Consider the following 14,903-nt stretch of genomic DNA (forward strand, 5'->3'; position numbering starts at 1 on the left):
GGATCATCTACCACGCGAATACCGGGCCGAACATGAAGTGCACTCCCAAGCGATCACCACGCATACAACGTCTCGACTGGGATGCCGATGGGCGACCGGTCTTTCCCGTTCCTGTGGGAGAGGGTACCCGGTTGGCCGTTCCGTCGGCCAGAAAGCCTTGACGGATCGGCCGTGACCAGGGTGGAGGTAAGATCGTTCTGAGCCGGAATCACGGCCGGTTCCAACTCCGACTGTCTCGGTCGAGTTCGTCGTTGCCGTTGCCCGCATCCGACGAGGATGGTTGGCTATGATCCGATGTTGGAACCTGCTGCCGTTATCGGGTCGTGGGCTCTCGCGCGCCCGAGCACGATCTTGTCCGGGTCCCGATGAATGACCTTCAATTCGAAATAGGCGCTTAGAGCCTCGACGACCGCGTCCACGTCGCCGGCCTTGAACACGCCGCCAATCTCCTCGCTATCCAGCCCGGGCGTATCCACGACGATTTTCGTTCTGGAATACCGGTTCACCTCATCGAGCGCCTCGGTGAGGCTCATATCACCGAGATCTATGTAAGACCGTTGCCACGCGAGCGCCGCGTCGAGGCGAGCGGACCTTGGCGGAGATAATCGTCCGGCCATGATCGTCATCTGCTGCCCGGGCGTCAGCAGGTTGGGACGGGAACGGACCGTGCCGACCCGGTCATCCGTGCGCACCAGCACCTTGCCCTCTATCAGCGTGACCGCCGTCCGGCTGGGGAGCGCCACCACATCGAACGCGGTGCCGACGGCCGTGACCGTCATGGCGCCCGCGCTGACCCGGAAGGGTCGCGCCGCGTCGTGCGCCACGTCGAATCGGGCCTGCCCGGCCAGGAGCACGACTTCGCGCCCGTCGTCGCGGAATGTCACCCTCATCCGAGTGTCCGTGTTCAGAAGAACGATCGTTCCATCACCGAGCGTCTCACGCCGCATCTCGCCCACCTGCGTCCGGAGCGTCTCGGCGACCGGCTCGGGCCGAGTGAGCAGCAGCGCCGCCGCCGCCACGGCCAGCCCCGAGGCTGGCACGAGGCCGCGCCACCTTGCGAGCCACTGCCCGCGTCGCTCGCGACCCGCCTTCAGCCCGGCGACGAACCGTCGGGAGTCGCGCATCGTGTCGCCGCCGCGCAAACCCTCGAGCTCCGCCCATATGGCACGCTCGCTGAAGTCGCCGATCAGCCCGTCATCGATACGGTCACGCATCGCGATCCGCCTCGGCCAGCCGACGCCTGCAATGCTGCAGCGCACGACGAATGTGCTTCTCGACCATTGAGACGGACAAGCGGAGCTCTTCCGCGATGCGCGCTTGGGGCATCTCGTCGAATCGATACATCATCAGCGCGGCCCTGACTTTCGGCGGCAGTTCGTTCAACGCTTCATCGAGCAACGCCAAGCGTCGTTTAGCATCGATGGCCTGATCGGGCGAAGGCGCATCGGCGGCCACAGCATCGATGTCGACCACTTCGCCGGCGACCGCCTGGCGCGTCGCGGCAGAGCGTGCGCGGTCGCGGATCAGGTTGAATGCCGTCACGTGCAGGAAGGCAGCCGGGTCGCGTATCTCGGAACGGGTCTCCGCCATCGACAGGCGCAGATAGGCATCCTGAACCACATCACGAGGGTCCGGTTCGCGCGAGCGCCGGCGGACCATCCGGACGAGGCGTTCATAAAGTCCTTCGGCCGCCTGGGAAGCACCGACGTGAGGCTTTTCCTCGAGATCCTCGTCGTTCGCGCGTCGCAGGCGATAGGTGGTGGCCATTCCAGACCTCCCCTGGCGTGCGCGAAGAGCATTCGTCCAGCGTGCGATCATGTCAATTAGCTTAAGTACGATAAATAGGCGAAATACCGCTGATTGTCGGTGAGGACGCGGTGCGCTCATACGTCTCCACGAGGAAGGCCGAGGACAGCCTTGGCGATAAGTCGCTGGGAAAGCGACCAAGGGGAGAGTGATAATGAAGGGCAATAGCCTGCAGCTGCTGTTCGCGTCGACGGCCTTGAGCCTGTTCGCGGGTGGGCTTGCATCGCCGGCCTTCGCGCGGAGCGCGATGCGGGCGTCGTACAACATCGCGGCCCAGCCGCTCGGAACTGCCCTCAAGCAGTTCGCCCGCGAGAACGGCATACAGGTGCTGTTCGCGGAAGCCGACGTCGCCGGCAAGGCGACGCGGGGGCTGAGCGGCCGCTTCACCAACCAAGAGGCGCTCGCGCAACTTCTCGGCGACGGACGACTGAGCGTCCAGATGATCCGGCCCAAGGTGTTCGTGATCCGCAACACGCAACGTCTGACCGCGGCGCGGGCGACGCACGCTTCGCTCGCGGCACCGCTCGTTTCAGCAGTGGCTCAGGAGCCACAGGCTGGCACCGTACCCGGAGGGAGACGTGCGGATGCGGCCGAGGTCGCGGAGGAAGACGCACCGGTCGCTGACATCATCGTTACCGGTCAGCGCGCTAGTCTGACCGCGGCTGCGGACATCAAGCGTGACTCCGCGCTGGTGGTCGACTCCATCGTAGCCGACGACATCAGCAAGTTCCCCGATCCTACCACCGCCTCCGCGCTTCAACGCGTGCCGGGCGTGCAGGTGTTCATCGGCGACAATAACGAGCCGCAGAGTCCGATCATCCGCGGCATCGGCGACATCCTCACGACGCTGGACGGGCGGGAGATCTTCAGCGGCGTCGGCCGCGGTTTCTCGTTTCAGGATCTGCCGGCAGAGGCACTCGCCGGTGCCGACGTGTTCAAGTCGAATTCGGCTAATTTGATCGAAGGCGGCGTGGCCGGGGTCATCGACCTGAAGCTCAGAAAGCCGCTGTCGCTGAAGGACGGGCTGACGATCGGGGCGAGCGCGCAGGCGTTCTACGCTAAGAACCCCGACAAGTTCGGGCCCCTCCTGAGCGGGCTTCTGGCGTATCACGGTGAGCGTGACGGGCAGGAGTTCGGCGCGCTGTTGAACGTCAGCTATTCCGACCTGCCGTTCGACCGGCCTATCTCGTTCAACTGCGATCCGCGTTCGGGCAACAACGGCCCGCCTGGCGCGGGCGGAGTGATCCTGCCGACCTGCGTCGGGGGGCTGAATCAGGTCGGCCGCTATCAGCGGCCGCAGGTCAACGGCGCCCTCCAGTGGAAACCGACTCCCGAACTCGAATTGTACGCCGACGGTCTCTTTACCGGATACCGCTCGCGCAACGAGACGAGCTTCATCTTCTCCGACATCTTCGCCGCCGAGAGCGTCACCAATGTCGTGCCTAGCGATGAGTGCGGCGAGTTCGGCATCGACGGGGGGGGCTTCTACAACGGTTCGATCACCGGCTCCTCGCCGCTGGTGACGGGCGGGGCAGGGCGGCAGCAGCTCTGCTACGCGGAGTCCGCCCGGTTCAACAATGTGCCCGGCCTCACCTCGACCCAAGCGCGCACTACCCGGACAAATCAGTATCTGGGCGCGGTCGGCGCGCGCTACGACGCGGACCGCGTCCACCTCGACTTCGACCTGTCCTACCAGGAGTCGAAGACGAGGAACCGCACGATCATCGTCGACATCGGCAAGCAGATCGCCGCGACCGATGTCGTGATCAATGACGGTGGCAACGGCACGACCGACATGCCGGGCAACCCGCTGGGCGACCCGAATGACTTCCGCTTCGCCAACGGGCTGTTCCAGGACATCAACGAGGGCTTCGGTTCGCTGTGGGCGGCGCGCCTCGACGCCGCTTACGACGTGGGCGGGTTCGTGCGCCAGCTTCAGGCGGGGGTGCGCTACGCCGACCGCGCGACAAACTTCCAAGGCTTTCAAGGCGGTCCGGCGGCACCAGGCGGGAACCGCGTTACCCTCGTGAACTCGGTCGGACTTCCGGCCGATTTCCTCCGCACGTCGCGGTCGAGCATCCGCTACATCAATGGCGGCCAGAACTGGGTCGCCCCTGACCGCGACTTCCTGCTGGACCAGACGGACGTGATACGCGCCCTATACGGCGCGCCGGCTGGCGATCCAGCATTCCAGCCGACGCGCAACTACGACGCGACGGAGAAGACCTATGCGGCTTACGCGCAGGCCGCCTACGAAGTCGAGCTGGGCGGTGGGGCTCGCCTGGACGGGCTGCTGGGCGGTCGACTGACCAAGACGGACCGGACGCTCGTCGGCACGGGCCTGATCCGCCCGGCACCGACGCCGACCGATCCTAACCCCTCTGCGGTAGCCACGCCCGTCGAGACCGACACGAGCGATACCGACTTCCTGCCGAACTTCAGCGCGCGGCTCAGGCTTGACCAAAACCTGCAGTTCCGCTTCTCGGCGACCCGGACCCTAGCGAGGCCCGCGTTCGGCGACCTCAACCCCGGCCTGACCTACGAGGTCCCTAACAACGCCAACGTCCAGCCGAACGGCGGTGGCGGGAATCCGGACCTCAAGCCCCAAAAAGCGGATGCGCTTGATGCGACGGTCGAATATTATTGGGGTCGGAGCAATTACCTGTCGGCGGCGGTCTACTGGCGCAAGCTCAAGAACCGTACGGTGTCCGGCACCAATCCGGAGGTGATCGACGGCGTTACCTACAATATTACTCGTCCACGCAACGCGGGGGCGGCGACGCTCCAAGGCCTGGAGGTAAGTGGACAGACGTTCCTGGACTTTTTGCCGGGCGCACTGTCCGGGTTAGGCGCGGTCGCCAATTTCACGCTCGCTGACAGCGAGATCACGACCGAGGGGGATATACTCGAGGGCGAACCGCTACTCGGGGTCTCGAAATATAGCTACAACCTAGGGCTGCTATATGAGCGGTCGAAGTTTACTGGGCGGCTCATCTATACCTACCGATCCAAATACAACGAGTTCTCGATCGGCAATCTCGTGCGACCAATCGGACAAGTCGTCGGTTTCAACAAGGTGCGCGGCTTCGGCCGCCTCGACTTCACGGTCAGCTACGACGTGAGCGAGAATGTGACCTTCAGCGTGAACGGGACCAACATCAATCGCTCCAAATACCGTAGCTACTTCGACCAGCCCTTCTTTCCTCACGACATCCGTGACGACGACTCGACCTACTTCGTCGGCATCCGGACGCGGTTCTGAGACGAGGTGCCCATGCGACCGATCCAGCTCTCCCGTGCGCGGGCCGCGGGTCCCGTGCCTGCGGCCAGCCCCTCGCCCGCCGGCCTCTTGGGGTGGCTCACGGCGGTGGACGGGACCGGCTGCGCACGACGCGATCTTCAGACCCTCGTCAAGACGGCCGCCTTCGCTCTGGCCGTGATGTTTCCGGCGGTCGAGGCCAGGGCGCAGGAGCAGCCCGAAGCACCGGTCAAGCACTACGTCCATCCTGAAAAGGCATACCTCTTCGCCCACATGACGAAGGAGCGGTACGGCGTCCTCTATTATTCGGTCAGCTTGGACGGGTTTACCTGGCGCAGGCTCAACGGGGGGCGACCGGTGTCGGCGGACTATCGCGGCCATGCGTCGATCGCGCGCGGGCGCGACGGGCGTTATTTCCTGGTCGGCAACGAGAACGACGATGACCCGTTCATCCGCTTCTGGGTGTCGGACGACCTGATCCGCTGGACGCCCTACGGGACCTATCGGCCAAACCTGAAAGCCGCGACCGGGCACCCCCATCCCCTACAGAGGATCGGTGCTCCCAAGCTGATGTTCGATGAGCGGTCGAACGAATTCCTGCTGACGTGGCACACGCCGAACGTGCCTGGCTCGACCGACGATCCGGAACGCTACTGGGCGAGTCAGCGGACGCTCTACGTGCGTTCGCGCGACCTGAAGACCTTTACCACGCCGCCGCGTCGCCTGTTCGCCTGGGATATGGCGACGATCGACACGATCGTGCAGCAAAACGGCGACGCGGGCTATTGCGCGATCATCAAGGACGAGCGCTACCCCTCCTACAACTGGGTGACCGGCAAGACGGTCCGCATCAGTTGCGCGCCGACGCTGCTGGGACCTTACCCCGACCCAGGGCCACCCGTCAGCCCGAACTTCCGGGAGGCGCCGACGGTCATTCGCGCGCCGAACGGGGCCGACTGGTTGCTTTATTACGAGCAATATGCCGGAAGCAGCTACGGTCTTTCGATGGCGCCGCGGCTGGAAGGGCCGTGGTTCCAATTATCGGGCAACAGCGGAGTGCCCGAATGGAACCGTTACGAGATGCCGCCCGGAGTGCGCCACGGCTCGATGATCGAGATCAGCCGCAAGCAGCATGATGCTTTGACAGCGGCATTCTCCGCTCGATGAGCGGTGTAGCTCAATCGACCGCGCTGGACGCCCTTCGCCGGGAGTAACCTCTCCTTGTCGCAGCGTTGCTTGACCGGGCTCTCTACATGGAGAGCCCGTTTCTTTTTCTCTACGGTGTCAACGTCTTGTTTCGCACGGCCGCACAGAGTTGCGCAGGTTCGTCTCCTGGATACTGACCGACCTGTAGCCAACCGACGAAAGAATTCGGACCGAGGGCACCGGCGTTGACGGTGGTGCTGCCCCCGCAGCCATTATGGACGAGCATATCGGTGAGCCCTCCTCGCCGGGCTCGAGCGCGATCTAAGCCTCGTGATCCGGACCGGCGTGGACCGTCGCCGACGCGGAGAGTGCCATAACACGCCTGCCTCCGCGCTTCGTCGCACGAACCAAGATCGGCCGACCACCAAGTTCAGCAGGCTCATCGATCCTTCGCCCAGTTGTTGCGCCAATCTTTTGCTAAGGAGCGTGTGACGAGGTACCGGCGACATAACCGAAATCAGTTGCGAAGCAACGAGCTAGACGTGGGACTCCTCGCCCGATGGGTTGCTGGATGAGCGGATCACGTGCCCGCTTCAGCCGCTGTTTCCCCAATTCAGCCTTTCCGCCGAAGGTCATTCTCAGCTTGTAGCGGGGCAGGAACGAACGTCCGGTCTGGGGAGCGGCGAAGCAGCCGTGGATATCCGCAACTGGATCAACGGTGATTTGGCAGAGCAGGTCACCGAGGCTCGTCTAATTTAGCGAGAGGGAGACCAGGGACATTGGCCTCGATCAAGTCCGAGCCGCACGACCGAGTTGAGACGCTCGTTGGCCGTATGCCTGATATCAGGGGCAGCACGGGCATAAAGACGCAATATGATAACACAACGACAGGTATTGACGATACGAAACTAATAACCGAGGTTGTTGCAACGCAGCGGGGCGTATGGGGGTGATTGACATGGTGGTTCGATCCGCAGGAGACCGGTCGCGGCTGTGGGTCAACGGCGCGGTGATGGTATGCAGTTCAATAGCTGCGCTTCCTGGTGCCGCCGTGGCGCAGACCGGCGCAACCCAGGCCGGCACAACCCAGACGACCCAGACCCGCCCCGACGCGCGCCAGCCCGGCGGCGGCGAGCCGCTGACCGCGGGCGCCGCTTCTCCGGCAGAAACTTCCCCCGCAGCCTCGGAAGTATCGATCGACCAAGCCGAGCGGCAAGCGGCGCAAGGGGCGGAGGACGTGATCGTCACCGGCTCGCGCATCGTGCGCGACGGCGCCCGCGCGCCCACGCCCACCACGGTGCTCTCGCGCGAGGACATCCAGCAGCGCAATCCGACCAACATCGCCGATTATGTCCAGCAGCTGCCTTCCCTGGGCATTGGCAATTCGACTCGCACCACCACGCTTTTCGCCAACGCCACGGGCGGCGCCAACCAGCTCAGCGCGCGCGACCTGGGCGTTACGCGCACGCTGACGCTGCTCGACGGGCGCCGTGTGGTGGGCTCGGGCCTGTCGCCCGCGGTCGACGTCAACCTCCTGCCGCAAAATCTCGTGAGCCGAGTCGACGTGGTCACGGGCGGTGCGTCGGCGGCCTATGGCTCGGACGCGGTGGCGGGCGTGGTGAACTTCGTTCTCGACACCGGCTTCACGGGAATGCGGACCAACTTCACCTATAGCGACACGGAGCAGGGCGGCGGCCGCATCGTGACGGGAGACGTGGCGGCGGGTCGGAAGATCGGCGAGCGCGGTTATCTGCTCCTGAGCGGCCTCTACTACAAGGGCGATCGGATCGACTTCTTCGAGCACCCGCGCGACTGGTTCCAGCCCGGTCTGCGCCTGCTCAACAACCCCGCCTGGACCGCGACCAACGGTCAGCCCGGGCAGATCGTACGCTTCGACGCCGGTTACAACAGCACGCCGGGCGGCGTGATCGCATCGGGTCCCTTGCGCGGCACGAACTTCCTGCCCGGCGGTCAAGTCGGGCGGTTCGTATTCGGTCCCATCCAGCAGGGCCAGGTGCAAGCAGGCGGCGACGTGGAGTCACTTCCCATCCGCGGTGCGCTGCTCCCCGAGGACGAGCATTGGAGCATCTACGGCCGGTTCGCCTACGAGTTGGCGGACGACGTCACCGCGATCTTCGAAGGCAGCTATGCCGGCAACGACACGATCAACTGGTCGGCGGTGTACAACCGCCAGGGCACGGCCGCGATCACCGTCAATCGCGCCAACCCGTTTCTGCCGGTGTCGGTCCAGCAGGCCATGGACCAGAACCGTATCACCTCGTTTCAGCTCAACCGCCTGTTCTACGACGTCGTCAACCGGCCGGACCAGCATATAGGCGAGGCGGGCTATAACCGGCGACAGGATCGCATCCTGGCCGCGCTCGAGGGCCGGTTCGACGGCGAGGGCCGCTGGCGCGCCTATTATCAGCGCGGTCACAGCGACGTTTGGTACACGCGCGACAACAACATCATCCTGAGCCGCTTAGCCCTGGCCTTGGATGCGATCGCGAACCCGGCGGTCGGGGGCGTCGTAGGGGTGGCCGCCGGCATGCCGATCTGCCGCTCGCGCGTCACCGCGCCGGGCAACGGTTGCGTACCGCTGAACGTGTTCGGCGAGGGATCGCTGGGCGCAGACGCGATCGCCTATGTGACCGGCCTTAACGATGGCCTGCGCACCCGTCAGGATTTGGACATCGTCCAGGACATCTTCTCCTTCGACGCGCAGTACGAGCCCTTCTCCACCTGGGCGGGTCCCGTCTCCGTCGCGGCTGGCTTCGAGGGCCGCAAGGAAAGCTTCAAGGCGACGGCGGACGCCTTGTCGCTGGCGTCCGCGTGGAATGTCGGCAACTTCAAAGCAGGCGGCAACGGCTACTCCGTGCGCGAGGGTTTCGTAGAGACATTGGTCCCGCTTCTCCGCGACTCGGTGATTGCGCGCGCGCTCGACTTCAACGGCGCAGTCAGGCTGACCGACTACTCCACCAGTGGTACGGTGACGACGTGGAAGGCCGGGGCCACCTGGGACGTAGACGGCCAGTTCCGCGCGCGCCTCACGCGCTCGCGCGACATCCGGGCGCCCAACCTCAACGACCTGTTCGCGCCCAGCAGCCAGTTCGTGAACGCGTACCTGGACCGCAGCCAACCCGGCAGCCCGCAGGTGCCCAACATCACGCTGAACGGCGGCAACCCGAACCTGACGCCCGAGATCGCGGACACCTGGACGGTGGGCGGCGTCTACACGCCCGGTTTCCTACCGGGCTTCAGCCTGTCGGTCGACGCGTACAAGATCGACATCCGCGACGCGATCGTGGCGCTCGGCGCCCAAGCGGTGATCGATATCTGCTACGGCTTCAACCGCCCGCAGAATTCGGCCGCTTGCGACAGCATAATTCAGGTGCCCGGCGCCAACAATCTGGTGAACGCGACCATCCTCACCAGCGGCGTCAACGCGCAGAACGTGTCGGTCGCCGGCATCGATTACGAGGTCAGCTACCGCACCAGCCTGGACCGCATCTCCGCCTCGCTGCCCGGCGCGATCGATGTGCGCCTGCTCGTGTCGCAGCGGACCAAGGACGAGACCAACCTGCCCGGCGACGTGCAGCCCCCCACGCTGGGTACCTTCGGCAGCCTGAAGTGGCGCGGGCTGCTGACGGCTTCCTACGCGGTGGGGCCGAGTCGCACCACGATCACCACGCGTTACCTGGGCCCGGGCCGCATCACCAATCAGCCCGTAACCGCCCGGCTCGGCATCCCGGCAGAGTTCAACGAGCTCGACGAGGTGTTCTACGTCGAGCTGGCGCAGAATGTGGACGTGGACCTGGGCGGTGCCAAGGTGACGCTGTTCGGCGTGGTGGAGAACCTGTTCGACCAGGAGCCGCAGCTGATCCCGTCCAGCGGCACGTCTTTCGGCACCAGCGCGCCATACGACCTCATTGGTCGCTCCTACCGCGCAGGCTTCCGGTTCCGGTTCTGAGACGTCCCGTGTTCCTGCGAAAGCAGAACATGGGCGTTCGGAGATAGGCTTTGATGGCCATCGAGGCGTATTCGCTCGCGCTAGCCGAAGCTAGTCACCGGTCGGCACCTTCATATCGAACAAGGAGCTTAACGCTGCTTCCACGGCGCACGCCGAACCTGAATGGCCGGCCGGTTCCTGCCAGCCGAATGCGTGTCCCGAACATGTGCACCTGGGTTTTTACCCCTCAAGCCGGCCGCCTTTAGCGTTACCCACTAGAAATTCCGCTAATATGCTCGAGTGATTGCCAGCAAGCCCACTCCGGCTAAAAGCATCCGTGGGGTACTTGGCGGCGCAAGGAACCGGCTTATTGGCGACCACCTAAAATCGAGCCAAGCATGCCTCCGAGGCCGCCGCCGAGCCCGCCCCCGCCAAGCGCGCCAGCACCGCCCAGCCCGCCGAGCACCGAGCCGAGGATCCCGCCAAGGCCGCCCTGCTGTCCGCCGGAGCGCCCTGACAGGTGGCCGGCCACCAGCATGGCCAGGATCGGCAGCATCTGTTTCAGAAGGGCCGGGTCGAGACCGCTGCTCTGCGCGGCATGCCCGGCCACCTGACGGCTGACGTCCTTGGAGCCGAAGATGCCGCCGAGCAGCTGGTTGCCCCGGTCGACCTGCGTCGGTTCCGGGCCGACGACGTTCTGGGCCAGTTCGGCGCCGCCGAGCGCGTTCATCTGCGTATCCAACCCCGCCGAGTTATCTCCCATTCCGCCAAGAACCGAAGGGAGCAGCGCTTCGGCTCCGCGCCGGGCCTGCTCGGGCGGTATGCCAAGCTGGCCGGCGAGTGCTTCGATGCCGCCATTCGGCAGCAGCTCGTTCAGGTTCATCTTGGGCTCCATGTCACGACGCTCGTCAACGGCTGCCCATGCGCTTGGGTCCCGAGAAAGCAAACGGTGCCGCCGCGAACGCCTGGTCATGCCCCGGTTTGTTCGCAACGGGATGGGCCAGCGTACACCCGTGGAGGTCGGCTCCTCCTCGAGGCGGCGATAGCTCGCATGGCTGGTCCGATTGATGCTATGGTGAGGAACACCCGTAAGCATCGTCGGGCTGGAACAGAAGCTTGCCGCCGAGCCAAAAGGATAAGAGCCAAATCGGGGAACGCGGTCTGGTCCGGCGCGTGTCCGATCCCGCCTTTGTCGCCGGCCTGCTCGTCGCGGCGCTCTATTTTTCGGGCTGGACCTACTATGACGCTTACTTCCTGCGGCTCGGGCTAAATCCGGCGGGCTTCGGCTTCGCCAACGTGGGCGTCGGAATTAAGGGCGCGAGCGCCATGCTGACCACGCTGGCCGCTCTGCTCGGCGCGATGTTGCCGCTCCTAGTGGCCATACTTCTCCTCGTTCTGGCCGTGTTGATGCTGCGGCATTTCGGCGTGGGTAGGTGGCGTAAGGGCCAAGCCTTGGAGCCGGATCAACTGAGCCCGGTCGTGTTCCCGGCAAGCTCCATCGCCCTGGCGATCGGTGTCGTGCTCGTCGCGGGTCCGTACGCGGGCAGGATCAAGGCCCAGGCAGACCTGGCGCTAGTGGGCAGGGGCGACGGCTGGGATTACCACCTGCAAAATGACGTCGTACGCGGCTTGCCGATCGGCCAGAACGACACACGGATCTGGCTGCTGACCCGTGCCGATATAAGGCCGATCAAAGCGGACGACATCAAACTTCAAAACGGCCAGCTATTCGAGCGGGTCAAAGTGGCGCGGTGAGCATGCCGGCGTCGTAGGACGCGTGGTAGTCGACAGAGACGGCAGCTCGGACGTCCACCCGAGATGCTGCGTGCGCTCGCAGCCGCGGGCAAGCGCTACACCGACACGGTCTAACTCGCGGCGGCGCTGGCCAAGAAACCGATTGGCGGTCACCGGAACGACGGGATCGCCACGTTGTGGAACAACGGCCTGATCGAGGTAAGCGACAAGCGCCTGCGAGCGGCGGAGCTGTTTCAGTGAGGGGCGTGCCCGTTACCGAACACCGATCAGAACTTTGTTGATCAGGGTTTAGGCGTACCATCATGGCCGGAGCTGTTCGCTCTCGGCTGCTCGGCGTAAAGCCGGGTCTGCGCTTCCACGCTTCTGCGCCTAGGCTCGACGGTGCGTAGCGCCTCAAGCGTTGCCGCATCGAGGTCTCGGGTGAGCCCGACGCCCCGAGCATAGGGGCACTCGCGCCGAGCCTCGCCTGTAGCCGTCCCCAGCCGGTGCTTTGGTTCAAGAACGTGTTCCATGACGAGCTACCCTAGCGAATGTGGAACCACGCGGATATCGGGGGTGTGCTGGCGTCTGCGACCGCACCTGCTCGAGCTTGAACCCTTTCACCTTCACCTACCGCCAGTCCCGGTCGGCGGTGAGCGCGGGCACGCCGAGGCTGAGCGCCAGCACCATGTACGACCGGTTGCCGAGCCTGCGGTAGTACTCTCGGATCCGCTCGTGGAGCGCCGCCGGCGCGTCGGCCACGTCGACGGCGTGCGGGCGCACATCGAGCCGAAACTCGCCGAGCAGGCTAGGCGGCGTGGACGAATTTGAGCAGGTAGCGGGTGGCTGCGATCTGGATCATGCTGAGGAAGCTTTCGGCGAGTTGGTCGTAGCGGGTGGCGACGGCTTGGTTGATCTTGAGATGACCGAACATGCGCTCGATGCGGTTGCGCTCCTTGTAGAGAGCGCGGTCGTGGATGATCGGCTTCTTGCGGTTCGAGCGGCCCGGGATGATGGCGTCGATCCCGCGTCCGCGCAGATCGTCGCGGGTGGCATCGGCGTCGTACCCTTTGCCGCCGAGCAGGGCGGCCGGCTCGGCTTCGGGCAGCGCGATCAGCGTGTCGTAGGCCTTGCAGTCGGCGGCCTGCCCGCCGGTCAGATGGAAGGCGAGCGGTCGCCCGCCGGCATCGGCGATGCAGTGAACCTTACAGCCGAACCCGCCCCGCGAGCGGCCAAGAGCCTGTCGATGAGTCCCCCTTTTACGCCCGCTGCCGACACGTGGGCGCGGATGGTGGTGCTGTCGATGCTGTAATGGCCGGTGTCCGCCATCATCTCGGCCAGGGTTATCGACACGATCTCCCACGTGCCGGCCTCGCTCCAGCGCCGGAACCGCCGGTAGATCGTGTTCCACTTGCCGTACTTCTCCGGCACGTCGCGCCAGGGAGCGCCGCAACGCAGCCGCCAGAGAATGCCGTTGAGGACCGCCCGGTTCTCGGTCGGACGCCGCCCGCGACCTCGCATCGATGGCTCGATCGGCAGTAGGTCCTTCAAGACCCGCCACTCCGCCTCGCTCAGATCGCCCCGGCTCACTTACGCCTCCAAAAGGAAGCCTTGAATCAACCGCTCGATCCAGCGTCAACCAAGTCGTCCACGCCGCCTAGGGCGCGCCGCCGCCCGACGCAGTTGTTGACGTGCGGAAACCGCGCCGGATCGCCGTTCCATACCGCCAGCCGCCGTCCGGTCGCCTTGTCGTAGCGCGCGACGGTGCTGTTTGCGACCGCATAGACCGACCTCGCATCCGCCGCGACGCTCTGACGCGCCTCGCGCGCGCGCAGGCGGCGCACCCCGACCGCGGTGAGCCGGACCGCGGCCTGCGCGAGGTGGGCCTCGATCAGAAGTGCAGGCTCACGCCGACATCGCCGTTGAACGAGTAGATCTCGCGGCTGAAGATCTGATTCCTGCTGGTCTGGTAGAAGGCGAGCGGCGCCTCGTTCAGGTTCGACAGCGACCCGAACACCGTCAGCGCGCGGGTCACCTGATAGCTGGCCCGCGCGTCGATCACCGTGCGCGCCTTCTGGTACACATCCGATGCAATGCTGGTGCCGACATTCTCGATGAAGTCGTCGCGGTAATTGACCGCTACCCGCGCCTCAAATCCGCCGCGCTCGAAGAACAGCGAGGCGTTGGCGATGAAGTCGGACTGGCGGAAGAACGGGATCTTCTCGGACTCGCGCTCGGGCACGGTCACCTCCGAGTCGATATAAGCCCCATTCAGCGACGCACCGAGTCCATCGAACGGCGCTGGCAGGAAGGTGAAACGGCGCTGCAGATTGACCTCGACGCCGAGGAGTTCACCCTTCTCGGCGTTCTGCGGCTGCGACAGCGACAAGAGCGGTACGCCGTTGAAGCTCGCGGGCCGCAACGTGCGGGTGAAGATCGGGTCCTCAAGCTTCTTGTAGAATACGCCGACCGAGAAGATGCTGTCGGTGTCGGGGTAGTATTCGAATGATAGGTCGAGTCCCATCGATTTGTAGGGCTCCAGGTCCGGATTGCCCGCGACGCCGTTCCCGGCACCATCATCGCCGAAGGTCGGGACCGAGGCGTCGTAATTGGGGCGGCCGATCGTGTTGGTCCATGCCGCGCGCAGGATCACGTCGGGACGCGGCCGGTAGTTCAAATGGACGCTCGGCAGGATGTCCGTGTATTTCTTGTCGAAGGTCAGTGGCGTGATCCCGGTCGCGCCGCGGATGGAAAAAGCGTCGTACCGCCCCTCCGTCCGCTCAACGCGGACGCCGCCGATCGCGGTCAGGTCGCCGATCGCCAGGCTGACCATCCCGTAACCTGCATAGATATCCTCCTCGATCCGGTAGTCGAGCGACCGCTCGTTGATCGCAGTCTGCGGCGCGTCGAGCCTGACCAGCGCCGCGTTCTCCTCGTAATAGCGGAGCACTTGGCGGTAATCGATCGCCGGGCCGAACCTGTAATCGCCATTATAGAAGTCCGTGATTT

The 14,903-nt window shown here is 64.9% G+C and carries 10 protein-coding genes and 1 pseudogene; 4 read left to right on the plus strand and 7 right to left on the minus strand.

Translation table 11 applies throughout. From position 1 onward, the window contains the following. Nucleotides 1–284: 284 nt before the first annotated feature. Nucleotides 285–1,214 carry a FecR family protein gene (locus ACFE7F_RS14245; protein ID WP_375404515.1) on the minus strand — a complete coding sequence of 310 codons (930 nt, stop codon included), beginning with the start codon at nucleotides 1,212–1,214 and terminating at the stop codon, nucleotides 285–287. Beyond that, the gene (locus ACFE7F_RS14250) at nucleotides 1,207–1,767 is read right to left on the minus strand and encodes a sigma-70 family RNA polymerase sigma factor (RefSeq protein ID WP_375404516.1); all 561 of its coding nucleotides are present in this window, start codon (nucleotides 1,765–1,767) and stop codon (nucleotides 1,207–1,209) included. Before ACFE7F_RS14250 ends, ACFE7F_RS14245 begins: the two co-directional genes overlap by 8 nt. Nucleotides 1,768–1,960: 193 nt before the next feature. Here ACFE7F_RS14250 and ACFE7F_RS14255 point away from each other — a divergent pair, with 193 nt between their 5' ends. The 3 genes from ACFE7F_RS14255 (at nucleotide 1,961) to ACFE7F_RS14265 (ending at nucleotide 10,181) form a co-directional block, all read left to right on the plus strand. Next, nucleotides 1,961–5,068 (plus strand): TonB-dependent receptor, encoded by a 3,108-nt coding sequence (locus ACFE7F_RS14255; RefSeq protein WP_375404517.1) that lies wholly within the window; start codon nucleotides 1,961–1,963, stop codon nucleotides 5,066–5,068. Between the two features lie 12 nt (nucleotides 5,069–5,080). Next, nucleotides 5,081–6,232 (plus strand): glycosyl hydrolase family 43, encoded by a 1,152-nt coding sequence (locus tag ACFE7F_RS14260; protein WP_375404518.1) that lies wholly within the window; start codon nucleotides 5,081–5,083, stop codon nucleotides 6,230–6,232. A gap of 937 nt (nucleotides 6,233–7,169) precedes the next feature. After that, nucleotides 7,170–10,181: a TonB-dependent receptor domain-containing protein gene (locus ACFE7F_RS14265; protein ID WP_375404519.1), complete on the plus strand. Its 3,012-nt coding sequence runs from the start codon at nucleotides 7,170–7,172 to the stop codon at nucleotides 10,179–10,181. A 346-nt stretch (nucleotides 10,182–10,527) separates the two neighbouring features. Here ACFE7F_RS14265 and ACFE7F_RS14270 read toward each other — a convergent pair whose 3' ends face one another. Continuing rightward, on the minus strand, nucleotides 10,528–11,043 hold the full coding sequence (locus ACFE7F_RS14270) for a DUF937 domain-containing protein (protein WP_375404520.1): 516 nt from the start codon (nucleotides 11,041–11,043) through the stop codon (nucleotides 10,528–10,530). Nucleotides 11,044–11,333: 290 nt separating this feature from the next. Between ACFE7F_RS14270 and ACFE7F_RS14275 the strand changes: the two genes are divergently transcribed. Further along, entirely contained in the window at nucleotides 11,334–11,915 is a 582-nt protein-coding gene (locus tag ACFE7F_RS14275) for a hypothetical protein (RefSeq protein ID WP_375404521.1), read from the plus strand. A 609-nt stretch (nucleotides 11,916–12,524) separates the two neighbouring features. On the opposite strand, the gene ACFE7F_RS14280 is transcribed toward ACFE7F_RS14275, so the two are convergent. The 4 genes and pseudogenes from ACFE7F_RS14280 to ACFE7F_RS14295 all read right to left on the minus strand — a co-directional run. Further along, nucleotides 12,525–12,677 (minus strand): hypothetical protein, encoded by a 153-nt coding sequence (locus tag ACFE7F_RS14280; RefSeq protein WP_375404522.1) that lies wholly within the window; start codon nucleotides 12,675–12,677, stop codon nucleotides 12,525–12,527. 25 nt (nucleotides 12,678–12,702) lie between these two features. Continuing rightward, nucleotides 12,703–13,484: pseudogene (locus ACFE7F_RS14285) on the minus strand (IS5 family transposase). A gap of 26 nt (nucleotides 13,485–13,510) precedes the next feature. Then, nucleotides 13,511–13,738 carry a hypothetical protein gene (locus ACFE7F_RS14290; RefSeq protein ID WP_375404523.1) on the minus strand — a complete coding sequence of 76 codons (228 nt, stop codon included), beginning with the start codon at nucleotides 13,736–13,738 and terminating at the stop codon, nucleotides 13,511–13,513. Nucleotides 13,739–13,785: 47 nt separating this feature from the next. Next, nucleotides 13,786–14,903, minus strand: a 1,118-nt coding sequence (locus tag ACFE7F_RS14295; protein ID WP_375404524.1) for a TonB-dependent receptor domain-containing protein, incomplete at its 5' end; no start/stop codon positions are given.

Source organism: uncultured Sphingomonas sp., assembly GCF_964235535.1.
Taxonomy (GTDB): domain Bacteria; phylum Pseudomonadota; class Alphaproteobacteria; order Sphingomonadales; family Sphingomonadaceae; genus Sphingomonas.

Coding starts and splice junctions, on each gene's coding strand:
- ACFE7F_RS14245 (WP_375404515.1), bottom strand. CDS start 1,214: ATGCGTGACCGTATCGATGACGGGCTGATCGGCGACTTCAGCGAGCGT.
- ACFE7F_RS14250 (WP_375404516.1), bottom strand. CDS start 1,767: ATGGCCACCACCTATCGCCTGCGACGCGCGAACGACGAGGATCTCGAG.
- ACFE7F_RS14255 (WP_375404517.1), top strand. CDS start 1,961: ATGAAGGGCAATAGCCTGCAGCTGCTGTTCGCGTCGACGGCCTTGAGC.
- ACFE7F_RS14260 (WP_375404518.1), top strand. CDS start 5,081: ATGCGACCGATCCAGCTCTCCCGTGCGCGGGCCGCGGGTCCCGTGCCT.
- ACFE7F_RS14265 (WP_375404519.1), top strand. CDS start 7,170: ATGGTGGTTCGATCCGCAGGAGACCGGTCGCGGCTGTGGGTCAACGGC.
- ACFE7F_RS14270 (WP_375404520.1), bottom strand. CDS start 11,043: ATGAACCTGAACGAGCTGCTGCCGAATGGCGGCATCGAAGCACTCGCC.